This window comes from Granulicoccus phenolivorans DSM 17626 = NBRC 107789 = JCM 15570 (assembly GCF_000423085.1).
In the GTDB taxonomy this organism is placed as follows: domain Bacteria; phylum Actinomycetota; class Actinomycetes; order Propionibacteriales; family Propionibacteriaceae; genus Granulicoccus; species Granulicoccus phenolivorans.
On the sequence record NZ_AUHH01000007.1, the window covers coordinates 22,037 to 43,156 of the forward strand.

At 68.4% G+C, this 21,120-nt stretch carries 24 protein-coding genes; 7 read left to right on the forward strand and 17 right to left on the reverse strand.

Features of this window, described 5'->3' with window-relative positions:
- Nucleotides 1-112 precede the first annotated feature (112 nt).
- From G531_RS0102535 to G531_RS0102560, 6 genes are all read right to left on the reverse strand, one after another.
- A complete protein-coding gene (locus G531_RS0102535; protein WP_026926049.1) occupies nucleotides 113-541 on the reverse strand; it encodes a type II toxin-antitoxin system VapC family toxin in 429 nt (142 codons plus the stop codon).
- On the reverse strand, nucleotides 538-777 hold the full coding sequence (locus tag G531_RS0102540) for a hypothetical protein (RefSeq protein WP_026926050.1): 240 nt from the start codon (nucleotides 775-777) through the stop codon (nucleotides 538-540). Before G531_RS0102540 ends, G531_RS0102535 begins: the two co-directional genes overlap by 4 nt.
- 251 nt (nucleotides 778-1,028) lie before the next feature.
- Nucleotides 1,029-2,117, reverse strand: a complete 1,089-nt coding sequence (locus G531_RS19920) for an alpha/beta fold hydrolase (RefSeq protein WP_051214948.1) — start codon at nucleotides 2,115-2,117, stop codon at nucleotides 1,029-1,031.
- Nucleotides 2,114-2,350 carry an AbrB/MazE/SpoVT family DNA-binding domain-containing protein gene (locus tag G531_RS0102550; RefSeq protein WP_026926051.1) on the reverse strand — a complete coding sequence of 79 codons (237 nt, stop codon included), beginning with the start codon at nucleotides 2,348-2,350 and terminating at the stop codon, nucleotides 2,114-2,116. The genes G531_RS19920 and G531_RS0102550 overlap by 4 nt, the downstream gene beginning before the upstream one ends.
- Nucleotides 2,351-2,436: 86 nt before the next feature.
- The gene (locus G531_RS0102555; protein ID WP_026926052.1) at nucleotides 2,437-2,997 is read right to left on the reverse strand and encodes a dihydrofolate reductase family protein; all 561 of its coding nucleotides are present in this window, start codon (nucleotides 2,995-2,997) and stop codon (nucleotides 2,437-2,439) included.
- A gap of 14 nt (nucleotides 2,998-3,011) precedes the next feature.
- A complete protein-coding gene (locus G531_RS0102560) occupies nucleotides 3,012-3,581 on the reverse strand; it encodes a dihydrofolate reductase family protein (protein ID WP_026926053.1) in 570 nt (189 codons plus the stop codon).
- Between the two features lie 273 nt (nucleotides 3,582-3,854).
- Here G531_RS0102560 and G531_RS0102565 point away from each other — a divergent pair, with 273 nt between their 5' ends.
- Nucleotides 3,855-4,247 (forward strand): nuclear transport factor 2 family protein, encoded by a 393-nt coding sequence (locus G531_RS0102565; protein ID WP_051214949.1) that lies wholly within the window; start codon nucleotides 3,855-3,857, stop codon nucleotides 4,245-4,247.
- On the opposite strand, the gene G531_RS19925 is transcribed toward G531_RS0102565, so the two are convergent.
- Nucleotides 4,244-5,353, reverse strand: a complete 1,110-nt coding sequence (locus G531_RS19925) for a fatty acid desaturase family protein (protein WP_051214950.1) — start codon at nucleotides 5,351-5,353, stop codon at nucleotides 4,244-4,246. The genes G531_RS0102565 and G531_RS19925 overlap by 4 nt on opposite strands.
- A 181-nt stretch (nucleotides 5,354-5,534) precedes the next feature.
- On the opposite strand from G531_RS19925, the gene G531_RS19930 reads away from it, so the two are divergent.
- The gene (locus tag G531_RS19930) at nucleotides 5,535-6,410 is read left to right on the forward strand and encodes an alpha/beta hydrolase (protein WP_051214951.1); all 876 of its coding nucleotides are present in this window, start codon (nucleotides 5,535-5,537) and stop codon (nucleotides 6,408-6,410) included.
- A 515-nt stretch (nucleotides 6,411-6,925) separates the two neighbouring features.
- Here G531_RS19930 and G531_RS19935 read toward each other — a convergent pair.
- Nucleotides 6,926-7,828 carry a quinone oxidoreductase family protein gene (locus G531_RS19935; RefSeq protein ID WP_211221753.1) on the reverse strand — a complete coding sequence of 301 codons (903 nt, stop codon included), beginning with the start codon at nucleotides 7,826-7,828 and terminating at the stop codon, nucleotides 6,926-6,928.
- A gap of 216 nt (nucleotides 7,829-8,044) precedes the next feature.
- Here G531_RS19935 and G531_RS0102585 point away from each other — a divergent pair, with 216 nt between their 5' ends.
- Together G531_RS0102585 and G531_RS0102590 are read left to right on the forward strand one after the other, a co-directional pair.
- A complete protein-coding gene (locus tag G531_RS0102585) occupies nucleotides 8,045-8,905 on the forward strand; it encodes a helix-turn-helix domain-containing protein (RefSeq protein ID WP_026926055.1) in 861 nt (286 codons plus the stop codon).
- Between the two features lie 26 nt (nucleotides 8,906-8,931).
- The gene (locus G531_RS0102590) at nucleotides 8,932-9,369 is read left to right on the forward strand and encodes a carboxymuconolactone decarboxylase family protein (RefSeq protein WP_026926056.1); all 438 of its coding nucleotides are present in this window, start codon (nucleotides 8,932-8,934) and stop codon (nucleotides 9,367-9,369) included.
- A gap of 22 nt (nucleotides 9,370-9,391) precedes the next feature.
- Here G531_RS0102590 and G531_RS0102595 read toward each other — a convergent pair whose 3' ends face one another.
- From G531_RS0102595 to G531_RS0102605, 3 genes are all read right to left on the reverse strand, one after another.
- Complete coding sequence (locus G531_RS0102595) at nucleotides 9,392-11,251, reverse strand: glycoside hydrolase family 15 protein (protein ID WP_245630456.1); 1,860 nt, start codon at nucleotides 11,249-11,251, stop codon at nucleotides 9,392-9,394.
- Nucleotides 11,252-11,318: 67 nt separating this feature from the next.
- Nucleotides 11,319-13,469, reverse strand: coding sequence for a beta-glucosidase family protein (locus tag G531_RS0102600; RefSeq protein ID WP_026926058.1), 2,151 nt, complete (start codon nucleotides 13,467-13,469; stop codon nucleotides 11,319-11,321).
- A gap of 145 nt (nucleotides 13,470-13,614) precedes the next feature.
- Nucleotides 13,615-13,887: a ribosomal L7/L12 family protein gene (locus G531_RS0102605; RefSeq protein ID WP_026926059.1), complete on the reverse strand. Its 273-nt coding sequence runs from the start codon at nucleotides 13,885-13,887 to the stop codon at nucleotides 13,615-13,617.
- A 184-nt stretch (nucleotides 13,888-14,071) separates the two neighbouring features.
- On the opposite strand from G531_RS0102605, the gene G531_RS24275 reads away from it, so the two are divergent.
- The 3 genes from G531_RS24275 to G531_RS0102620 all read left to right on the forward strand — a co-directional run bounded on the left by G531_RS24275 (nucleotide 14,072) and on the right by G531_RS0102620 (nucleotide 15,994).
- Nucleotides 14,072-14,689 carry a TetR/AcrR family transcriptional regulator gene (locus G531_RS24275; RefSeq protein ID WP_051214952.1) on the forward strand — a complete coding sequence of 206 codons (618 nt, stop codon included), beginning with the start codon at nucleotides 14,072-14,074 and terminating at the stop codon, nucleotides 14,687-14,689.
- A complete protein-coding gene (locus G531_RS24280; protein WP_051214953.1) occupies nucleotides 14,686-15,489 on the forward strand; it encodes a maleylpyruvate isomerase family mycothiol-dependent enzyme in 804 nt (267 codons plus the stop codon). The genes G531_RS24275 and G531_RS24280 overlap by 4 nt, the downstream gene beginning before the upstream one ends.
- A 70-nt stretch (nucleotides 15,490-15,559) precedes the next feature.
- Complete coding sequence (locus G531_RS0102620; protein WP_026926060.1) at nucleotides 15,560-15,994, forward strand: OsmC family peroxiredoxin; 435 nt, start codon at nucleotides 15,560-15,562, stop codon at nucleotides 15,992-15,994.
- 46 nt (nucleotides 15,995-16,040) lie between these two features.
- On the opposite strand, the gene G531_RS0102625 is transcribed toward G531_RS0102620, so the two are convergent.
- From G531_RS0102625 to G531_RS0102650, 6 genes are all read right to left on the reverse strand, one after another.
- Nucleotides 16,041-16,376 (reverse strand): hypothetical protein, encoded by a 336-nt coding sequence (locus G531_RS0102625; protein ID WP_035757046.1) that lies wholly within the window; start codon nucleotides 16,374-16,376, stop codon nucleotides 16,041-16,043.
- Between the two features lie 90 nt (nucleotides 16,377-16,466).
- A complete protein-coding gene (locus G531_RS0102630; protein WP_051214954.1) occupies nucleotides 16,467-17,162 on the reverse strand; it encodes an ABC transporter ATP-binding protein in 696 nt (231 codons plus the stop codon).
- Nucleotides 17,159-17,860 (reverse strand): ABC transporter ATP-binding protein, encoded by a 702-nt coding sequence (locus tag G531_RS0102635; RefSeq protein WP_026926063.1) that lies wholly within the window; start codon nucleotides 17,858-17,860, stop codon nucleotides 17,159-17,161. The genes G531_RS0102630 and G531_RS0102635 overlap by 4 nt, the downstream gene beginning before the upstream one ends.
- Nucleotides 17,857-18,927 carry a branched-chain amino acid ABC transporter permease gene (locus tag G531_RS0102640; RefSeq protein ID WP_026926064.1) on the reverse strand — a complete coding sequence of 357 codons (1,071 nt, stop codon included), beginning with the start codon at nucleotides 18,925-18,927 and terminating at the stop codon, nucleotides 17,857-17,859. The genes G531_RS0102635 and G531_RS0102640 overlap by 4 nt, the downstream gene beginning before the upstream one ends.
- The gene (locus G531_RS0102645) at nucleotides 18,927-19,772 is read right to left on the reverse strand and encodes a branched-chain amino acid ABC transporter permease (protein ID WP_035757050.1); all 846 of its coding nucleotides are present in this window, start codon (nucleotides 19,770-19,772) and stop codon (nucleotides 18,927-18,929) included. The genes G531_RS0102640 and G531_RS0102645 overlap by 1 nt, the downstream gene beginning before the upstream one ends.
- Nucleotides 19,773-19,809: 37 nt before the next feature.
- Nucleotides 19,810-21,027 (reverse strand): ABC transporter substrate-binding protein, encoded by a 1,218-nt coding sequence (locus tag G531_RS0102650; RefSeq protein ID WP_026926066.1) that lies wholly within the window; start codon nucleotides 21,025-21,027, stop codon nucleotides 19,810-19,812.
- Nucleotides 21,028-21,120: the final 93 nt, after the last annotated feature.

Genomic DNA, 21,120 nt, shown 5'->3' on the forward strand with positions numbered 1-21,120 from the left:
TGCCCATCCTGGTCGGTTTCGCCAGGAGGCCCCTTGCCTGACGAACTGCCTGACGAAGTCGCTGCAACGTCGGCGCCCCACCGGCCACGGGAGCGGGGTCTCGCTCCGAGGCTCAGCGGCGGCCCGGGTTGATCCAGGTCAGGTCCTCGAAGCGGGCGAAGTCGCTGTCGAAGGAGCAGATCGCAGTCCCGTGCTCAATGGCAAGCGCGGCCAGGTGCGCATCGGTCACCAGGTTTCCGCGCAGGTCGCCGGAGGTGAGGAGTCGGCCCAGGATCTCGCGGTGCCGCAGGCCCGGTTGCGGCACCCAGGCCTGATCGGCATCCAGCCAATCTGTGACATAGCCCCAGGCATCTGCCGGGGTCAAGGGGTTCACACTCAGCCGGGGATGGGTGATGATGCGCTGAAATGCCATCAGCGAGACCCAGGGAAACCCAACCCGTTCTACGCCGTTCATCGCACCCTCGAGCCATGACAGGGCTTGGTCATGGAAGTGCGACCCCGTATCGACTGCGTACAGCAGCACGTTGGCGTCGACGATCACCCGGCATCCTCAGCGTCGTACTGGTCGAGCAACTCAAGGGTGTCCGCGACATCGGTCACCTCAAGCTTCAACCCGACGTTGGCCGTGCGTTGCTGAAAGGGCGTGGTCTGCTTCTGTTGCACAAGGCCGGCGCGGGCAAGCTCGTTCACCGCCTCCCCCAAGCCGATGTGACGTTCCCGACGCAGCCGCTCGGCGGCTGCCGCAACTTCCGGGTCAAGTCTTACCGTTGTCCGCACGAAACCAGCATAGCATCAGCGATGAAACCATTTCCGCATCAGTGATGCTCCGAAGGTGGCGCGCGCTGTGCCTTTGATCCCACAAGGCCGGCCACCGTTGCGGTGGCCGGCCTCGGTCTGTTCAGGGTTCCCCAGCGTTGGTGGGCGGATTTTGACTCCAGACGGGCCCAAAGGGGAGAAATCAGCGGGTTTCGGCCGTCTGGTGGCAGGATCGGGACACCATCAGCAGTCACCCCCGCGCACCGGCTCGGTCACCCGGCCTTTTGGACCGACGGCAGGCGCCGGGCGAGCCCGATCAGCGCGTTCACATACGCCTTGGTGTGGGCGAAATGAATGTCGTGCCCGCCGCGGACCCGGACGGTGCGGTTGTCGGGGAGCAGTTCCTCCACCCGGGCCAAGTCCTCGTCGCTGAGTGCGGCCAACAGAATGCCGTCCTTGTTGTAGCGCGTGGTGGCCTTGAGAAAGGTGGTCGGGCAGGTGATCGCGGCCAGCGTCTCGGCCTGATCGAAGCCCGCGAACCAGGAGTTGTCGAAGAACCCCTGGCCGAAGCGCAGATCGTAGGGATGACTCAGGCTCTCCCAGATGCGATTGATCTGCACCGACACCCACCGCACGACCGGGATGCACTCCGGATCGGCCCGACGCTGCCGGATCACCGGCTTGGTCAGGACCGGCCAGAGATTACCGAACATCTTCTTCCAGTAGCTGCGCGGCAGGTACCAGCACACCCAGTCCCGTTCGGTGTCCTGGGCGAGGAACGAGATGGCCGCCGGATAGGAATCGATCCCCACGTAGGTCCCCGGCACCCGGTCGGGCTCGGTCGCGAAGAACGGCGGATCCTCGAACAACACCGCGCGCACCAGGTCCGGGTGCCGGGCTGCCATGACCGAGGCGATCAGCCCGCCGGAGGAGTGCCCGGCAACCACCGCGGGCTCCCCGAACACCTCCCGGATCAGGATGGCCAGGTCATCGGCGATCTGCACCGCCGAGTAGTCCGCCGGGTTCCAGGTGCTGCGGCCATGACCGTGCACGTCGACGGCCAGGACCCGGTAGGTGTCGATCAGGTGGGGCAGCGCCTTGGCGTACTCCTGCCAGGAACTCCCCTGGCCCGGGATCATCAGCAGCGGGATGCCGTCGCCCGGGCCTTCGGCGACATTGAGTTCGAGTCCGTCGCGGATGTGGATCCGCCGCTCGCGGAAGCCCACCGATTCCGCGACCCGCACGTGTTTGGTGAAATAGTCCTTGGTGGAGACGACGGTGATCAGCACCCGGACGCCGGAGACGACCACGAGGCCCGCAACCGCGAGCCCGACATTGACCAGCACCACCTGCGAGCTCATTGCTCTTCGCCCCCGTCCGGCGGCGGGCCGCCCAGGAGCTTGTCCATCAGTTGGGCGTGCTCTGCCGGGTTGACCAGAGCGATTCCTCGCTCGGTGTCGGCCAGCAGCAGGAGCGTGTCGCCGGGATTGAGTCCGAACATGTCGCGAACCTCCTTGGGGATCACGATCTGCGACTTGGGCCCGAGTCGTACCGTGCTGATCCAGCGTCGACCGGAACTGTCTCGCGTACCCATACCCACACGCTAGCACTCGTGTTACTTTTCTTACCGCCGGGGTCCCCCTGGTTCTACCGACCCGTAACCTCATCGGATCGGGACAGTCAGCCACCCCGTTCCGACTCCGGATTGCGGTACGCCAGGATGACGACCCCGGAGGCGAGCGGCCTGGCCTGCTCGAACCGGAGCACCCGATTCAGCCCCTCGCGCAGCAGCAGATCGTCCCCGGAACCGACGCCGGCCAACACCGGATGCACCCACAGCTGCAACTCGTCCAGGAGCCCCTCGGCCAGCAGCATCTTTGCCAGCGGCCCGTACCCGTGCATCAGCAGTTGCGGGCCGTCCTCCTCCTTGAGCGCTCGAATCGCCTGGGCCGGAGCCGCGGAGATGATCCGGGTGTTGTTCCAGGTCGCCTCGCCCAGGGTGCTCGACACCACATACTTGGGCAGCCGATTGATCAGCTCGGGATAGGTGCCGGTCCGGCCGGGCCAGGTGGCGGCGTAGACCTCATAGGTCCCGCGCCCCATGAGCAGGCCGGCACTGGCACGCAGCTGCTCCAGCGCAATGGCCTCGGCCTCGGCATCGGTGTAGTCGAAATGCCAGCGGTCCATGTGATTGATGACGCCGTCGAGGCTGACGAAGGATTGGCAGATGATGTGACGCATGGCGCCCTCCGGGTTCAGGAAGCCTCGGGTGGCCCGTCGAGGACAGTGGGAATGAACTCGAACAGCTGCAGTCGGCCGTCCAGCGTGCGCGATTGCACCAGTTCCAGGCGTACGTCGGGCCACCCGTCGTAGATCCGGTCGTGCCCGGTGGCGCCGTTGACCACCGGGAACACCACGACCCGGTACCGATCGACCAGACCGGCCCTCAGCAGCGACCCGCACAGGCTCGGGCTCCCGATCGTGTGCAGCGGCACGGTGCTGGACTGCTTCAACTCCCGGACCGCGGTGACGGCGTCGTGCGCGACCAGGGTGCTGTTGGCCCAACGCAGGGGCGCCTGCAGGGTCCGGGAGAACACGAGTTTCTGTCGGGCGGTGAGGTCGTCGAGAAAGTCCACCCCGGAATCGGCGAAGTCGGCGAACATCCGATAGGTCGTGGCGCCGAGGAGCACGTCGTACGGCTGGGTGCTCACCTCGCCCAGCCACGCCAGGTACTCCGGGCCACCCATCCCCCACAACCCGGGCCAGCCGTCGGCCGACCCGAAGCCGTCGAGAGAGGAGATGTAGTCCACCATCAGCTCTTGCATTGGCTTGTCCTTCCAGTGTCAGGTGCGCGCAGCGACCCCGGACCACCGGCGTACGCAGGTCGTGCCACGATCCAGTCTCCTCGCTTCACGCGCGGCACGGGAGGCCCGATTCGGCGGGAATCGCCGGTGAATTCAGGGAACCACGCTCGGCGCGCCGCGGCGCCCACCCGCAAGCAGAACCGAAGATCCGCCCATGGACTGAGGCGCCGGGCGGGGCGTACGCCGGATCATCGTCGAGGGGCCGGTGTCGGCCCCGTGGGGAAGGAGCAGACGATGACACAGCAGGAAATTCTTGACCTCGGACGCCGCTGGGTGGCCGCCGAGCAGGCCGGGGATGCGGCCGCACTCGATCGCCTCGGAGCGACGGGCTTTCGACTGGTCGGGCCGGTCGGATTCGTCCTCGATCGGGAGCAGTGGCTGGATCGCTATCGCGGCGACCGCGCGCTGAAGCTGGAGGAGGTGCAGTGGAGCGACGTCGAGGTGCAGGAGTTCGGGGACACGGCTATTGCGATCGGCGTCCAGACCCAGCGGGGCAGCTACGCGGGCCATCCGGCCGACGGGAAATTCCGGGTCACCCAGGTGTTGATCCGCGACGACGGGCAGTGGCAGCTGGCCGGCCTGCATTTCAGCCCGATCGGTGGTCCTCCGCCGTTTGCGGCTCGCTAGGACCGGACCGGCGCCGGCAGCGCTGGCGCGATCCGATCGCGGGCCGCCCGGCCGACCTCGTTGAGGTACTCGATCACCGTGGCGTACGAGCGGCCCAGGGAGACCTCGGTGTAGGGCACGTCGAGTTGGGCGCACTTGGCCCGGACGAGTTTGCGGGCCTTGGCCAAGTGGATCCGCGGCATCGAGGGGAACAGGTGGTGTTCGACCTGGTAGTTCAGCCCACCCAGCAGGGTGGTCGCCCACCAGCCGCCCCTGATGTTGCGTGAGGTGCGTACCTGCTTGGTGAAGAAGTCGAGCCGGGCGTCCCCGTCGACGATAGGCATGCCCTTGTGGTTCGGCGCGAAGGCGGCCCCCATGTAGATGCCGAAGACGGCCAGTTCCACCCCGAGGAAGGCGAAGGCCATCCCGAGCGGGAGGAGCAGGAACAGCGGGATCGCGATCAGCGCGAACCTGCCGAACAGCATCGCGAGTTCGCTGTAGCGATGACGTTTGCGCATCTTCTTGGTCGAGAACAGGTGTTTGAAGCTCAGGAAGTGCAGGTTGAGGCCCTCGAGGGTGAGCAGCGGGAAGAACAACCAGCCTTGGCGGCCGGTGATCCAGCGGTGGATTCCGCGGGCCTTGACGGCGTCCTCGGTGACGAAGGAGATGGTGTCGATCTCGATGTCGGGATCCTTGCCCACATGATTCGGGTTCGCGTGGTGCCGGGAATGCTTGGTGTTCCACCAGTCGAAGCTGAGCCCGACACTCCCGGCCAGCAGTCGGGCCAGACGTGTGTTCGCGCGGCCGCCCCGGAGCACCTGGCGATGGCCGGCCTCGTGCCCGATGAAGGCGATCTGGGTGAAGACGATGCCGAGGACGCCGGCGATGATGAGCTGGAACCAGCTGGCGCCCAGGACCAGGAACATCGTGATGCAGGCGGCGAGGACCACGGCGATCGCTGCGCCCACCGTGACGTAGAACCAAGGGGTGCGCTGGAACAGACCGGCGGCCTTCGCGTCCTTGGAGACCTCGGAGAAGGCCCGCGGTTGTGGCGTAAACGCATCCGCGTCCACGCGATTGGAGGCCGGAGCCGGGGTCGGGGAATGTTCGAGGGAAACAGTGACCATGGCGGCCTACCTAAGAAGTGACGCAGGAACCACGCAGTGTTCGCCGGGGCGCTCCCCGACTTCGTCCACGCAACAGGGGGATCCCCAAAGCGCTCGCATCGTGGATTTCCGCCCTCGGGGTCCGGCGTACGCATCGGGGGCAGGCATCTCAGTGTCGGCCGGATTTGCCTAGCATGGGCGCATGCGCGGGATGGGGTTGGCTCGATGGGTCATGGCGATCGCCGTGGCGCTGTTGCTCACCGCGTGCGCGAGCCAGGCGCCCGCGCCCGACGTGCCCGGGTCGACCCGCACGGAAACAGTGAGGCATCGCGATCTGGCGTACGGGACCGATCCGCGGCATCGATTGGATGTGTACGCGCCCGCCGGGGCTTCGGGGGCACCGATCATCCTCATGGTGCACGGCGGTTCCTGGGTGGCCGGGGACAAGACCGCGGTGGTCGACAACAAGGTCGCGCACTACTTACCCGCCGGGTTCGTCGTGGCGTCGACGAACTACCGCTTCTCCCCGCAGGTGGATCCGCTGGCCCAGGCCGATGATGTGGCGGCCGCCCTGGCGTACGTGCAGAAGCATGCGGCCGACTGGGGCGGTGACCCGAATCGGATCGTGCTGATGGGGCATTCGGCCGGCGGGCACCTGGTGTCGCTGGTCACCGCCGATCCGGCGTACCGGGAGCGGGCGGGGGCATCGCCGTGGTTGGGAACGGTCTCGCTCGACGGTGCCGCGTTCGATGTGACCCGGATCATGGCGGCCCCGCACCTCGATCTCTACGACCCGGTCTTCGCCGGCAAACCGGACCTGCAACGAGCGGCCTCGCCCACGCTGGTGATCGCCGGTACGCCGCCGCCGGTGCTGTTGATCTGTGCCCCCAATGGCGGTATTCCGGAGGTCTGCCCGCAGGCCGAGGGCTTCGCCGAGGTGGTACGCGCACATGGCTCGACCGCGACGGTCGTATCGGTGGACCTGGGACACGGCGACGTCGACACCCGGCTCGGTCTGCCCGGCGAACTGACCACCCAGGTCGACGGCTTCCTCCGCTCCTTGGGGCTGTCGATCTGAGACCGGTTCCGGACCGGGTCCGACCGGTAAAGCGCCCTCCTGGAGCTTTGGGCTACGCAGAACCAACTGATTCCCGTGCACAACCGGCCGCGAACAAGGGTCTGTGGCGGTTGGTGGGCCGATTTTGACTCCAGACGGGCCGAAAAGGGCAAATCAGCGGATTTCCGGCCTCTGGTGGCAGGATCGGCCCACTTCGCTCGCGAGCCGCCGACTCGCGGCCGCTCGCTCACGGCGGGGAGTTCGGTGCTCCTGGCAGTCGCGGTCCTCGCGATCGCGCTACTCACCCGCAGCCTGCCTGCCATCCTCACTTGGTTCCAGGGGCCCTGCGGCTCGGACTTGCGGTGGTGTTGGCCGTCAGCGGGTACCTGGTCATTCGGCGGGCGACGCCCAACTGAGGGTCTCGGGTCGCCCGTGCATTCGTGGGCCGATTTTGACTCCAGTCGGGCCGAACGGGGGCCAAATCGGCGGTTTCCGGCTTCTGGTGGCAGGATCGGACGCGTCGCGCCCGGCTTGGGTCACTCCCCGTCGAAGGTCAGCACGATCTTCCCGACCGCCGCACCCGAGCGGAGCCGGTCGTCGACCTGCTGGAACTCCGCAACCCCGACGGTCCGGTCGATCACCGGCCGGATCTTCCCCGCGGCCACCGCGGGCAGCACCTCGGCTTCCTCGGCCTGCAGAATCGGCACCGTCTCCCAGTCCCGGGAGAATCCGAACGACACCCCGTGCACCGTCAGGTGCCGGTACGACAGGGCGTCCAGGTCGATGTTCGACGCGGGCCCGGCCAGCCGGCCGATGTTGACCACGTGCCCGTCCTCCGCCGTCGCGGGCAGACACTGGGCAAACGTCTGGCCGGCGATGTGATCCAGGACCACATCGGCACCCTTCCCGTCGGTCGCCTCGAGCACCGCCTCGGGCAGGTCCTGGTCGGCGGTGACGATCACCACGTCGGCCCCGAGCCCGGTCAGCAGGTCGGTCTTGGCCGCGGTCCGGGTGGTCGCGATCACCTGCGACGCCCCGAGCACCTTCGCCAGCTGTACGCCGATCAGCCCGATCCCGGTCGACGCACCGGTGATCAGCACACTCTTCCCCGCGGCGAACCCGGCCACCCGCAGCGCACCGAACTCGGTCAACAACGCCGTCGGCAGCGCACACGCGATCTCCGGCGCCAGCCCGACCGGCCGCCGCTGCACGAAGCGCGCATCGGCCACCAGATAGTCCGCGAACGCGCCCGGGAAGGTGCCCAGCACCGGGTCCCCGACCTGCCAGCGCTCCACCCCGGCGCCGACCGCGGCGATCTCCCCGGCGTACTCGAACCCGGCGACGAACTCCCGACCGTGCCCACCAGTGGTCGGATCGGCCTCATCCAGCATCGGCAGATCGGCGTTGTTGGTCGCCGAGGCCCGGTTGCGAATGAGCACCTGCCCCTCACCCGGCTGGGACCGGCACCTCGGCCAGCACCCACCGCGGCCCCCGGCCCGAAATCAACGCCCGCATCGTGTCCGTCATCGCCCATCCTCCTCGCGTACTCGCCCTCCGATCATCCCGCCGATCCCCGGACCGCGACAGCGGAGGATTCGGTCCTGGGAAGATTTCCTCCCCCTCACCCCGGCCAGGGAGAGTGGAACACTGAACGCATGGCTGGCGACACCAACATGAACGAGCTCGGCACCTTCCTCAAGGCCCGCCGGGCCGACCTGAGCCCGCGCGACGCCGGTCTGCCCGACCCGACGCGGCCCCGCCGCGTCCCCGGTCTGCGTCGCGAGGAGGTCGCCTCGCTGGCCGCGATCAGTACCGACTACTACACCCGGATCGAGCAGGGCCGGATCAAGGCGTCCGCACCCGTGCTGGCCAGTCTGGCCGACGTGCTGCAACTCGATGAGGACCAGCGGCGCTACCTGTTCAGCCTGGCCGGCAAGCCGTCCACCCGCGCCCCGCGGCAGGTCAAGCAGCGCGTCCAGCCGCAACTGCAGCGCCTGCTCGACGACCTGTCCACCACCCCCGCGATCGTGCTCGGCCGGCGGATGGACATCCTCGCGTGGAACCGCCTCGCGGCGGCGATGATGGTCGACTTCGGCCAGATTCCGGCCAAGGACCGCAACTACACCCGCCTGCTGTTCACCCATCCGGTGCTGCGTGCGCTGTACGCCGACTGGGAAACCGTCGCGCAGACCGCGGTGGCGCAACTGCGGATGGAGGCGGCCAAGTACCCCGACGATCCCCGGCTGACCGCCCTGGTCGGCGAACTGTCGGTGCTCGACCGGCAGTTCGCACAGTGGTGGGCCGCGCGCGGGGTGGCCAGCCTGACCACCGGCACCAAAACACTCAACCACCCCGTCGCCGGCGAGCTCGTCCTCGATTGGGACACCCTGATCGAGGCCCACGACTCCGAGCAGTCCCTGGTCATGTGGACCGCGCCGCCGGACAGTCCCACCTACGCCGCGCTGCGCTTCCTCGCCTCCTGGGCGGCCCGCACGGACGCCCCGGCGCAGACCTGATCCGACCGCCCTAACAGGCTGACCCTATGCGCCATGTCAACCTCAGCAAACAGCACCCGGCGGCCTACGCCGCGGTGATCGACCTGAACAAGCAGGCCGAGGAGGCCTTCCTCGCCGCCGGCCTCGACCCGAAACTTGCCGAACTGGTCAAGATCCGCGTCTCCCAGCTCAATGGGTGCGCGTTCTGCCTGCGGATGCACACCCGGGACGCGATCGCCAAGGGCGAGACCGCCGACCGGCTCGCGGTCCTGGCTGCCTGGTGGGAATCGCAGTACTTCACCGACCAGGAACAGTCCGCGCTCGGCCTGGCCGAGGAGGTCACCCGCCTCTCGGTCCCCGAACGCACCGACTGGGACAACGGCTCCCTCACCGAGCACCAGATCTCGGCGGTGAGTTGGCTGGCGATCGTGATGAACGCCTGGAACCGGATCGCGATCCGCAGCCACTATCCCGTCGCACCCTGACGCACGGGCCCAGGGCGGCCGCTCACCCCAGCGCTTCGGCGGCCCGGACCAGCGCCAGGTGGCTGAACGCCTGCGGAAAGTTGCCCAACAGCCGCCCGGATTCGGCGTCGTACTCCTCGGCCAGCAGCCCGACATCGTTGCGGGTGGCCAGCAGTTTCTCCATCAGCGCGACCGCGTCGGTACGCCGGCCGGACCGGGCGTACTGCTCGACCAACCAGAACGAGCACATCACGAACGCCCCCTCCCCGCCGCTGAGCCCGTCGGCCCCGGTCGGGCGGTAGCGCCGGACGAACCCGTGCGGATCCAGCAGGTCCTGCTCGATCCGGGTCACCGTGGCCCGCATCAGGTCGGAGTCGGCGGCGACGAAGCCGGTCTGCGGAATCTGCAGCAGCGCCGCATCCACCTCATCGGTCGCATAGTGCTGCACGAACGCTCCGGCGCGTACGCCGTGGGTCAGGATCTCGGTGCGCAGTTGCTCGCGCAGCCCACGCCAGCGCTCGACCGGCCCGGTCAGCCCGTGCTCCTCGACTGCGCGGATGCCCCGGTCGAAGGCGGCCCACATCATCACCCGGCCGTGGGTGAACTTCTGCGGGTCCCCGCGTACCTCCCAGATGCCCCGATCGGGCACGTCGAGGCGTCGCTCGGTGAGGTCCAGCAGGTTGAGCTGCAACGCCCAGGCGAACTCGCCCTCCCCGTTCTCCAGGCCCGCCCGGCGGAGCTGATCCAGCGCGATCATGATCTCCCCGACCACATCGGCCTGGTACTGGGTGTACGCCTGATTGCCGACCCGGACCGGCCGGGACGCGCGATAGCCGGCCAGATGATCCAGCGTCTGCTCGGGCAACTGCCGCTCCCCGTCCAGGCCGTACATGATCTGCAGGTCCTCCGGATCCCCGGCGATCGCGCGCAGCAGCCAATCGCGCCAGTGCACGGCGACCCGATGGTGCCCGTGCCCGACCAGCGCCTGGATCGTGAACGCCGAATCCCGCAGCCAGGTGTAGCGGTAGTCCCAATTCCGCTCACCGCCGATCAGCTCCGGCAGGGACGTGGTGGGTGCCGCGACGATCCCGCCGGTCCGCCGCGAGGTGAGCGCCCGCAGCACGGTCAGCGAGTCGGCGGCCGCCTCGGCATAGCCGCAGCTCAGCGGGACCGAATCGCGCCAGGCCCGCCAGTGCTCGACCGCCCGCTCCAGTTCGGGGTCCACCTCGAGCGCCTCGGCCACCCCCGCGTACGCCGGCAGCCAGGCCAGCGTCCAGGTCAGGCTCTCCCCGGCGGTGAGGCGATGCCGGCCCCGATGGACGTACCCGTCGGGGGCCAGCGCCGGGCCGTGCAGGGTGAGCGAATCCGGTCCGGCCAGGGCGTGCAGCACCGGGTTCCCACCGGCATCCCGGCGCCGCCGCACCCACGGCCGGACGCGGCCGTAGTCGAAGCGCATCACCAGTTCGGAGTCCACCTCGATGCTCCCGGCGGTGCAGGTGATCCGCCGGATCAGCGTCTCGCCGATGCCGTCGAAGCCGGCGACCCGGGCACACAGGAAATCGGTGCTCACCGCGGTCCCGGTGGGACCCGCCCAGTCGGTGTCCAGGACGAAACTGCCGGTCCGGTAGCCGCGTCCGGTCACCCGACCCGCGACCGGACGCAGCACCCAGCGACCGTTGTCGGCCCCGCCCAGCAGCCGGGCGAACACCGCCCGGGCGTCGAACCGGGGCGGACACCACCAGTCGATCCCGCCCTCGGCCACCAGCGCCGCGGATTGCCGGTCGGCCAGCAGTGCGTACTTCTCGATCCCCGGCTGCATCGTCTTGATCCCCGGCTGCATCGTCTCGATCCCCGGCTGCATCGTCTCGATCCCCGGCTGCATCGTCGGGTCAGGCTCTCCCATGACGTCATGCTGCCACGCGGCGGCCCCGACCGGACCGCAGTTCGTCACCTCACTCGCGCAGGCCGGCTCACTCGACGGTGACGGTGAAGGTGTGCGGGGTGTCGTCGGCGGAAGTGCCGACGTGGACCGCGTACGCCCCGGGCCGGATCACGAAATCGTGCGCCACGACATCCCAGACCCCGAACGGGTGGTTGGTCGCCGCCGGATCGATCACGATCTCCACCGGCGCGGACTCGCCGGCCGCCACCGACACCTTCGCGAACCCGACCAGGCGCTTGGGCGGCTGGCCGGCGACGGGGATGCCGAGGTAGACCTGCACCACCTCCGCGCCGGCGACGCTGCCGGTGTTGGTCACCGTCGCCCGGACGGTGACCGGCCCGGCCGCCGCCTGCGGCGCGTCCACCGCGACCCCGCTCAGCTCGAAGGTGGTGTACGACAGGCCGTGCCCGAACCCGAACAGCGGCTGGATCCCCTGCCCCTGGAACCAGCGATAGCCCATCTGGAGGCCTTCGCTGTAGCGGATCACCGGGTAGCCGGCGCCCTCATCGGTGCCCGGATAGCGCTCGGGGTTGTTGGCGTACAGCGTGTCCTCGGCGGTACGCGGGTAGCTGGTCGGCACCTTGCCGGACGGGTTCGCCACCCCGAACAGCAGGTCGGCAACCACGTGCCCGTCCTCGCTGCCCTGGTTCCACACCTCCAGGACCGCCGGCGCCCGGTCGATCCACGGCATCAGGATCGGGTTGGAGTCCTTGAGCACCACCGCGGTGTTCGGGTTGGCCCCGAGCAGTTCGGCCAGCATGGTGTTCTGGTCATTGAGCATGGTGGCGTCGTTCTGGTCCTGGCCCTCGGTCGCGACCAGTCCGGCCATCAGCACCACCGCGTCGGCGCCCGCCGCGGCCGCCCGCGCCTCGGCCAGGTTGGCCAGGTCGTCGGCCACGATCACCGGGGTCAGCTCGGCGCTCGAACCGAGGTCGGACAGCACGTCGCGCAGCCCATCCAACGGGGTCACGGTGTAGAGCGGGTCGACCTTGGAGGAGCCGCCGCCGCCCAGGCACGCCTGGTCCACGTACGCCGCCTGCCCGATCACCGCGATGGTGCCGACCTGCGGGTCCAGCGGGAGCACCGGCCGACCGGCGACGGGGTCGTTCTTCAGCAGAACCGCGATCTGGGTGCCGATTTCCCGGCTGATCGCCCCGTGCGCGGCGGCGTCGATCTCGCCGGGGGCGTACGGGCGGGTGAACTGGTTGAACCGGAACATCTGGGTGTAGCGGCGGACCAGGGCCCGATCCACGGTCTCGATCTCCAGGCTGGTGTCCTCCAGCGCGGCCTTCACGTTCGCCTCGTTCAGCCACTTCGCATCCGGCATCTCGTGGTCCATGCCGGCATTCAGCGACGGAGCCGCCGAGCGGGCGGACCAGAAGTCGGACTGCACGTAGCCCTGGAAGCCCCAGTCGGTGCGCAGAATGTCGGTCAGGGTGTAGTGATACTCGGTCGCGTACACGCCGCGGATCCGGTTGTAGGAGCTCATGATCGCGGCGATCTCGGCGTCCTTGACCAACATCTCGAACGGCAGCAGGTACAGCTCGCGCAGCACGTGGTCGTCGACCTCGACGCTGGCGCGGAAGCGTTCGTACTCCTGATCGTTGACCACGAAGTGCTTGCCCATGGCGATCACGTCGTGCGCCTGGATCGCCTTGGCCACCTCGACACCCATCACCCCGGACAGGTACGGGTCCTCGGAGAAGTATTCGAAGTTGCGACCGGCGATCGTGGTGCGATGCAGGCAGACGCCGGGGCCCTCCAAGACGTGCTGGCCGAGGGTGGCGGTCTCCGAGCCGATGATGTCGCCGTACTTGCGCGCGAGGTCGGCGTCGAAGCCGGCGGCCAGGCCGATCGTCATCGGCAGGGAGGTGGCCGGCGGGCTCGGGTAGCCGTCGCCCATGCCGACCCCGACCGGTCCGTTGGTGATCCGGAACCGCGGGATGCCGAGCTCGTCGATCGCCTCGACATGGCGTTCGATCCGGATCTGGGTGGTCAACTGGTCCAGGTCCTCGCCGGCCTCGAAGGCGGCGTTGCTCAGCGCGTAGATGTTGACCGTCTCCATCGCACCGTGCAGCTGGGCGATCTTCTGTTCGAGGGTCATCGCCGCGACCAGGCGGCGTGCGCGCTCTCGGGGCTCCAGCGATTCGTCCTGCCAGGGCTGTGCGGTTTCGGACACGGGTGCTCCTTCGGCTCGGGTGCCCTCACCCTATTCCCGGGCGCCGCGGGCCCGGCTCCGGGGCTGACCGTCGTTCTGGATGCAGCAAACACCGCGACCGGGCCCCGAAACCGGCCCTGACTGGACTCTCGCGGTTTCTGCTACATCAGGAACGACGGTCGCGATATTCGTCGATGGCCTGTTTGGCCTCCCGCAGCCCGGCGCCGGTGCGCTCGCGGTAGACCTTGATCGCCTCAATCGTCTTGCCCTGCTGGATCAGCACCCGCGATGCCTCCGGGATGCGGTGCTGCCCGCGCAACGCCTCGAGTTCCCCCCGGGGCACGTTCCCCCGCTCGGCAAGCAGGTCGACCAAACCTTCGAGGTCGCGAACCCGCTTCTGGAGCTCATCGATCTGCTTCTGCTTCTGCGATCCGAACATGCCATGAATCTATCCGCAGAATCACGGCGGATGCACGGGTTGGGAGACGGGATCATCCCGATCGTGTCCCGAAAGTGACTCCAGTCCACCTCAACCGGGCCCGATCGGCCGATCCGGCTCGGCTGGTGGCAAAATCGGCCCACACTCTTGTTCTCCTAAGGGTGTTAGGAGAATACTGGTGCCCATGGGAAAGGTCGCGGAGCGGCGGGCCCGCACGATTGATGGGATCGTCGCGGCAGCCCTCGACGTCATCGCCGAAGAAGGCGCGGCCGGACTGACCCTCGGGGCGGTGGCCCGCCGGGTCGGGGTCCGCACTCCCTCCCTCTACGGCTACTTCGCCAACCGCGCGGCCCTGTGCGACGAACTGTTCGCACGCGGGTGGACCGAACTGGTGCGGGAGAGCGAGCACCTGGCCGAGGACCCCGTCGACCCGGCCCGGGCGCTCACCGAGGGGCTGCGCGAGTTCGTTGCCTGGTCCCTGGCCAATCCCGGCTATGCCCAACTCATGCAGTGGCGCCCGATCGCGGGTTGGGAGCCCTCCCCCGAAGCATTCGCCCCCGCGGTGGCCGCACTGGAGCTCACCGCCCAGGTGATCATCCGGGCCCAGCGCGCCGGCCAGTTGGACCCGGAGGTCGATCCGGGCGAACTCACCCAGATCTTCGCCACCCTCGGCGCCGGAATCGTCAGCCAACAACTCTCCAACGAGCCCGGGGTCCCGCTCGACGCGGGCCGGTCCTCGCAACACCTCGACGACATCGCCGGGATGTTCCTCACGTACTACGCACCCAGGAGTCCGGAATGATCACCTTCACCAAGCGGGCGAGTAACGTCCCTGTGCCCAGTCCGGCCCAGGCCGAGCACGACAGTTCTACCGAATATGCGGCCCTGCTCACCATGGTCGACGCCCTGGCACCGGCCGACTGGCACCGGCCGACCGACTGCACCGCCTGGCGGGTCCGCGACCTGGTCGCCCACCTCGCCGGGGCCGCCGAGGAAGCCAGCCGGACGGGGGTCGCGCTGCGGCACCAGTACGCCGGACTGAGCGGAGCCCTGCGCAGCCGGGGTGAGCGCAACTGGGTGGACTTCGTCGGGGATGCCCAGATCGCCGAGCGGGCCGACCTCGACGAGTCCGCCCTGGGCGCCGATCTGCGGCACTGGGCCGAGCGGGCCCCGGCCGGGCGCCGCCACCAGCCCCGGGTGATGCGGGTGATGCGAATGCCCCGGGTGGCCGGCCTGCGCCCCGGAGCCACCGGTGCCTATCTGTACGACGTGATCTACAACCGCGACACCTGGCTGCATCGCATCGACCTGCACCGGGCCACCGGGATCCCCCTGCCGGAGTCGGGCGCCGAGGCGGCGATCATCGCCCAGGTGGTTCGCGATCTGGACCTGGGCTGGCGGGGCCCCTCATTCATCCTGGAGCTCACCGGTCGGGGCGGCGGTTGTTGGGCCATCGGCGCCGGGGAGCCTGTGGCCACCGTCACCGAGGACGCCACGGCACTGATGCGGCTGCTGTCGGGCCGCTCCGACGAATGCGCCCTGGTTACCGAGGGAGACCCCGCGCCGGCCGCGGGCCTGCGTACCGCCCGCGTGGTCTTCTGAGGGCCCGATTAGCATGGCGGGTGAGCGCCCGGACACTGGTGTGCGGGCGGAATCCACCGAAGGCGGAGATATGCCGAACACCATCGTCAGCAAGGCCAGCGCTTCGTGGCAGGGAGACCTGATCTCCGGCAGCGGAACGACCACCCTGGAGACGTCCGGGCTGGGGACCTTCCCGGCCAACTGGAAGGCCCGCGCCGAGGAGTCCGCGGCGGGCACCACCTCCCCCGAGGAACTGATCGGGGCCGCGCACGCCACCTGTTTCGCGATGGCCTTCTCCAACGGGTTGGCCAAGAACGGCACTCCGCCCACCCAGCTCGACACCTCGGCGGCGGTGTCGTTCGTCGCCGGCAAGGGCATCACCGGAATCGCGCTGACGGTCCGTGGTCAGGTACCCGGCCTGTCTGCGGAGGAGTTCGGCAAGCTCGCCGAGGAGGCCAAGGCGGGCTGCCCGGTTTCCCAGGCACTGGCCGGCGTACCGATCACGCTGACCGCCAGCCTCGCCTGACCCCGTTGAGCCGGCCGCCGCGGCAGCGCGGCGGTCGGCTCGATCGTCAGTCCTGGTCCCGGTCGACCAGCAGGTGGTTGGCCGCCACGTTGGCGGCGGTCACCACCGCGACCGACGGCCAGGCGCCGATCTTCTTGGCCAGCGGGTGGGAGAGGCCGAACCCGAGCAGGTACAGCGCACTCAGGGCGACCGTTGCTCCGGGGCCGCGCTTGGCCAGCCAGGTCCGGCCGGCCAGGACGCCGGCCGCTCCGAGAAGGACGCCACCCAGCGGCCGGATGCCGGTTTCCCGGGCGGCCAGGTAGCCCCCGACCAGCCCGAGGGCGACGACCGGGGCGGTCTGCACGTCGGTCGCATCCCGCAGGGTCATTCCGTCTTTGCTCATGGGCCCACCCTAGGCGGCCCGGAAACGCCGACGCGGCCAAGGTGACCCGGTGGGCACCTTGACCGCGTCGCGGATCACAGGGAGCTGTCACTACAACGCAATCATCTCCTGCACCTCGCGACTCTCCAGATCGGCGATGGGTCCGTCGGCGACCAACTCGCCACTGCGCAGCGCCATGAACCGGCTCGCCAGCTTCTGGATCATCCCGATGTGCTGTTCCACCAGCAGCAGGGCGGTACCCCGCTCCCGGATCTCCTTCAACGCGTCGATGATGGTGTCGATGACCACCGGGGCCAGGCCCTCGGTCGGCTCGTCCAGCATCAACAGGGACGGTTCGGCCATCAGGGCCCGACCGATCGCCAGCATCTGCTGCTCACCACCCGACAACGAGGTTCCCGGCCGCTTCTTGCCGCGGGCCAGGTTCGGGAACAGCTCGTAGATCGCCTCGAGCGTCCAGGTCCCCTTGCGCCGGGAGGCCCGGCCCAGCACCAGATTCTCCTCGACCGTCAGGTTCGGGAAGATCCGCTTGCCCTGGGGCACCAGCGAGACGCCGCGGGTGGTGGCCAGGTGCGCCCCGCCCTTGAGCTTGACGCCGCCGACGAGGATGTCGCCCCGCACGGTCGGGATCCCGTAGACCGACATGAGCGTGGTCGACTTGCCGGCGCCGTTGCGTCCGACCAACCCGACGGTCTCGCCCTCATGGATGCTGAAGGAGAGATCCCGCAGGATGACCGCGCCGCCGTAGGAGGAGGTGACATTGCGGAATTCGAGAATCGGTACGCTCATGCCGCGCTCCCCAGGTAGGCCTTGATCACGGTCTCATCGGCCCGGATCTCCGCCGGCGTACCGGTGGCCAGCACCTTGCCGAGGTTGAGCACCGTGATCACGTCACAGTTGCCGAACACCCCGTCGACGTCGTGCTCGACGACCATGGCGGCCACGTTGCGTTCCTTGCAGAGGGTCCGGACGTGGGTGAGCATCTGGGCAGACTCGTCGGCGACCAGCCCCGCGCACGGTTCGTCGAGCAGGACCACCCGGGGGCGTCCCACCAGCGAGATGGCCAGGTCGACCAGCCGCTGGGTGCCGTACGCGATCTCCGAACAGACCCGCTCGGTGACATCGCCGAGCGCCAGCGTCTCGATCACGTCGTCCAGATCGGGCTCGTGATTCTTGCGGGCGACCATCTCCAACTGCTCGCGGACCGTCATCGAACCGAACACGCTGGTGCGCTGGAACGACCGGGAGACCCCGTGCCCACGACGCCAGCGCGGGCTGCGTCGGGTGATGTCCTCCCCGTCCAGCGTCACCCGGCCCGAGGACACCCGCTTGCGCCCCGACAAGGCGTCGATGAACGTCGACTTGCCGGCACCGTTGGGACCGATGACCCCGTGCAGGATGCCCGGTTCCAGCGCGATGTCGACGCTGTCCAGCGCCGTCACCGCCCCGTACTTCACACTGACCCCGGATCCTTCGAAGACACTCATTTCTCGGCTCCCTTCCCGCGCTGGGTCAACTTCGCGCGCCAGTAGCGGTACGGCTTGGTCAGCGCCCCGGTGATGCCGCCGGGGGCGAACACCAGCACGACGATCAGCAGCACCCCGGTGAGCAGGTGGATGTTGCCGCCGAAGTTGAAGTTCGCCTGCGCATAGACGAACAGGAAGGTGCCCAGCACCGGCCCGACCAGCGTCCCCAGGCCACCGATCAGCGCGGCGACCAGGGAGTCACCGGCCTTGCCGAAGCTGAGGATGTCCGGCGAGATGTACCCCACGTTCAGGGCGAACAGGGCGCCGCCCAACGAGGCCGCGGCACCGGTCAGGACGAACGCGGCCAGCCGGGGCCGGAAGGTGTTGAAGCCGGAGAAGCGCATCCGCTCCTCGTTCTCCCGGATCCCTTCCAGCGTCGTCCCGAACCGGGAACGCCCGAACAGCCACAGGATCACTCCGGTGACCACCAGGGCCACCCAGGCGACCGGCCAGAACAGGCCGGGATCCATCATGTCCGACATCGACAGCCCGAAGAAGGTCGCGTTGCCGGTGTAGGTGATGAGCTTGCCGTCGTGGGCCCCGGTGAGCGGCCGCATCACGGTCTGGTTGCTCATCTGGTACAGCGCCTGGGACAGCGCCAGGGTCAGCATCAGGAAGCCGAAGCCCGACGCCCGCACCACCAGCACCCCGATGATCAGGGCGACCAGCGCCCCGAACACCGTGCCGAAGATGACCGCGGGCAGCGGCCCCCAGCCCCAGTTGGTGGTGGCGATCGCGACCGCGTACGCCGCGCACCCGTAGAAGGCGCCGTGGCCGAGGCTGAACAACCCCAGGTAGCGGGCCAGGAAGCCGATCCCCAGCGCCATCAGGCTCATCAGCGAGGAGGTCACCAGCAGCGACATGGTGAAGTTGTCGTTCACCACGTACGGGACCACCAGCCCGATCAGCAGCAGCCCGGCCCCGATGGCCAGACCGATGCCACGGCCCTTGCGATTGCGGTGCAGGGCCTTCGGACGGTTCTCTGCCGCGACGACCGCGTCGGTGTCCGGTGTTGAGTACAGCGTCATCACACTTTCCTTCCGGCGAGTCCCTGCGGCCGCCACAGCAGGACGACCACGAGCAGGACGTACGGCAGCAGTACGGCGAAGCTCGGCAGGTAGACCGCGCCGATCGTCTGGATGATGCCCACGCCCATGCCGGCCACCATGGCGCCGGCGATGCTGCCCACCCCGCCGACCACGACGACGATGAGCGAGGTGATCAGGAAGACATCGCCCATGCCCGGGTTGAGCGAGATGTACGGTGCCGCCAACGTGCCCGCCAGGCCGGCGAGCGCGCTGCCGACGCTGACCACGATCAGGCTGACGCGGTTGGCGTCGATGCCCATGATGGCGGCGGTCTCGATGTCCTGACTGGCGCTGCGGATGTGCAGACCGATCGTGGTGAACCGGAGCAACAGCACCAGCACCGCCGCCATCACCAGCGCGATCACGATGATCGCCAACCGGTAGGTCGGGTAGTCGCTGCCGAGGATCGACGTGGTCCCCTGCAGAAACTCCGGCGGCAGCACCCGCAGGGTTCCCTCACCCCAGATCAGGGTGACCAGGCGTTCGCCCATCATGGCCAGGCCGAAGGTGACCAGGCCCAGTTCGATGTGCGAGCGGTGCTGCAGCGGGCGGAAGAAGACGAGCTCGAGGACCACGCCGACCAGCGCGAGAGCGATCGGGACGACCAGCAGGGCCAGCCCGAAGCCGATCCGTTCGGTCACCGTGTACGCCAGGTAGGCACCCAGCATGTACAACGCGCCGTGGGCGAAGTTCGCGACTCCGCGCAGGCCGTAGATCATCGCCAGGCCCGAGCTGAGCACCATGAGCAGCGCGCCGAGGGCGACGCCGTTGAGGAGTTGTTCCATGATCAGGTGGTTCCTGCCAGAAGAGCGTCGGCGGGCGTCACGACATGACGCAATCGGGGTTGGCCTGCGGGGTGCTGACCTCGGGCCCGGTGGTGGAGATGATCTCGTAGGCGAGCTTGTCGTTCTTCTTCACGACGCGACCGACGTACATGTTGCGCAGCACCTGATTGTCCTCGGGGCGAATGGACACCTCACCGTCGATGGTGTCCATCTTCATTCCCTTCAACGCGGCCAGCACCTTGTCGGTGTCGGTCGAGCCGGCCTTCTCGATGGCGCCGAAGAGCAACTGCGCGGCGAGGTAGTTGTCGGCCGGGATGAACTCGGGCTGGTTGCCGTGATCGGCGATGAAGGCCTGGACGAACTCCTTGTTCATCGCGTTGTCGGCATTCACGTCGTAACCGACGTTGTTGTAGTAGCCGATGATGCCGTCGCCCATGACCGGGAACAGCGACTCGACGAAGGTGTCCGAGCCGACCACGGTCTTCACCTGCGAACCCAGGTTGAACTGCTGCATCTGCTGCACCAGCACCTCACGGTCGGAGCCGTAGACCACCGCGAGCATCGCGTCGGCACCGGAGTTCTTGATGTTGGTGATGTAGGGACCGAAGTCGGTGGTGCCCTGCGGGGCGTACTGCTGCAGCACGACTTCCTTGCCCGAAGCCTTGATCGCCTCGGTGAACTTCTCCGAAGCGCTGTGCCCGGTGGAGAAGTCCACGGCCTGGATGGCCCACTTCTGCCCCGGCATGTCCTTGAGCGCCTGCTCGATCGCCTTGAACGACATGCTGTTGCTCTGCACGACGTTGATCTGGTTCGGGGAGCACTGCTTGCCGCGCAGCACGTCGTCCTTGCCGATCGCGTTCATCGCGACCACGCCCAGGCCCTTGGCCTGCGCGCTGACTGCGGCGTTCTCCGGGGAAGTCATCACGCCCCCGACGAACTTGGCACCGCCCTTGGTGACGGCCTCGCGGACGCCCTGGAGGGTGGTGGAGGGGTCGCCGTCGGTGTCCTTCTGGATCAGTTCGATCTTTCGGCCCAGGACGCCGCCCTTCTCGTTGTACAGCCGGGCGGCGGTCTTCCAGGCGTTCGCCGCGTCGGTGCCCGTCTTGGCGAGCGAACCGCTGGTGGGCGAGACGACCGCGATCTTGATCGTCTCGCCGCTGCCACCACCGCTCTTGCTGCCGGATGTCGCCGAACCGCAGGCACTCACAAACAGGCTCAGCAATACCGCCATGGCGATAGCGATCTTCGTCTTCATTTTCGATCCCTTGCAACGTTGAAAGTGGAGGAGCTCCCGGCTCCGAGAGCGAGCCTACAGTACAGTACCTTTTGGTATCTAGACCCTAAGGTA

Coding starts and splice junctions, on each gene's coding strand:
- G531_RS19920 (WP_051214948.1), bottom strand. CDS start 2,117: ATGAGCTCGCAGGTGGTGCTGGTCAATGTCGGGCTCGCGGTTGCGGGC.
- G531_RS0102550 (WP_026926051.1), bottom strand. CDS start 2,350: ATGGGTACGCGAGACAGTTCCGGTCGACGCTGGATCAGCACGGTACGA.
- G531_RS0102555 (WP_026926052.1), bottom strand. CDS start 2,997: ATGCGTCACATCATCTGCCAATCCTTCGTCAGCCTCGACGGCGTCATC.
- G531_RS0102560 (WP_026926053.1), bottom strand. CDS start 3,581: ATGCAAGAGCTGATGGTGGACTACATCTCCTCTCTCGACGGCTTCGGG.
- G531_RS0102565 (WP_051214949.1), top strand. CDS start 3,855: ATGACACAGCAGGAAATTCTTGACCTCGGACGCCGCTGGGTGGCCGCC.
- G531_RS19925 (WP_051214950.1), bottom strand. CDS start 5,353: ATGGTCACTGTTTCCCTCGAACATTCCCCGACCCCGGCTCCGGCCTCC.
- G531_RS19930 (WP_051214951.1), top strand. CDS start 5,535: ATGCGCGGGATGGGGTTGGCTCGATGGGTCATGGCGATCGCCGTGGCG.
- G531_RS0102585 (WP_026926055.1), top strand. CDS start 8,045: ATGGCTGGCGACACCAACATGAACGAGCTCGGCACCTTCCTCAAGGCC.
- G531_RS0102590 (WP_026926056.1), top strand. CDS start 8,932: ATGCGCCATGTCAACCTCAGCAAACAGCACCCGGCGGCCTACGCCGCG.
- G531_RS0102595 (WP_245630456.1), bottom strand. CDS start 11,251: ATGGGAGAGCCTGACCCGACGATGCAGCCGGGGATCGAGACGATGCAG.
- G531_RS0102605 (WP_026926059.1), bottom strand. CDS start 13,887: ATGTTCGGATCGCAGAAGCAGAAGCAGATCGATGAGCTCCAGAAGCGG.
- G531_RS24275 (WP_051214952.1), top strand. CDS start 14,072: ATGGGAAAGGTCGCGGAGCGGCGGGCCCGCACGATTGATGGGATCGTC.
- G531_RS24280 (WP_051214953.1), top strand. CDS start 14,686: ATGATCACCTTCACCAAGCGGGCGAGTAACGTCCCTGTGCCCAGTCCG.
- G531_RS0102620 (WP_026926060.1), top strand. CDS start 15,560: ATGCCGAACACCATCGTCAGCAAGGCCAGCGCTTCGTGGCAGGGAGAC.
- G531_RS0102625 (WP_035757046.1), bottom strand. CDS start 16,376: ATGAGCAAAGACGGAATGACCCTGCGGGATGCGACCGACGTGCAGACC.
- G531_RS0102630 (WP_051214954.1), bottom strand. CDS start 17,162: ATGAGCGTACCGATTCTCGAATTCCGCAATGTCACCTCCTCCTACGGC.
- G531_RS0102635 (WP_026926063.1), bottom strand. CDS start 17,860: ATGAGTGTCTTCGAAGGATCCGGGGTCAGTGTGAAGTACGGGGCGGTG.
- G531_RS0102640 (WP_026926064.1), bottom strand. CDS start 18,927: ATGACGCTGTACTCAACACCGGACACCGACGCGGTCGTCGCGGCAGAG.
- G531_RS0102645 (WP_035757050.1), bottom strand. CDS start 19,772: ATGGAACAACTCCTCAACGGCGTCGCCCTCGGCGCGCTGCTCATGGTG.
- G531_RS0102650 (WP_026926066.1), bottom strand. CDS start 21,027: ATGAAGACGAAGATCGCTATCGCCATGGCGGTATTGCTGAGCCTGTTT.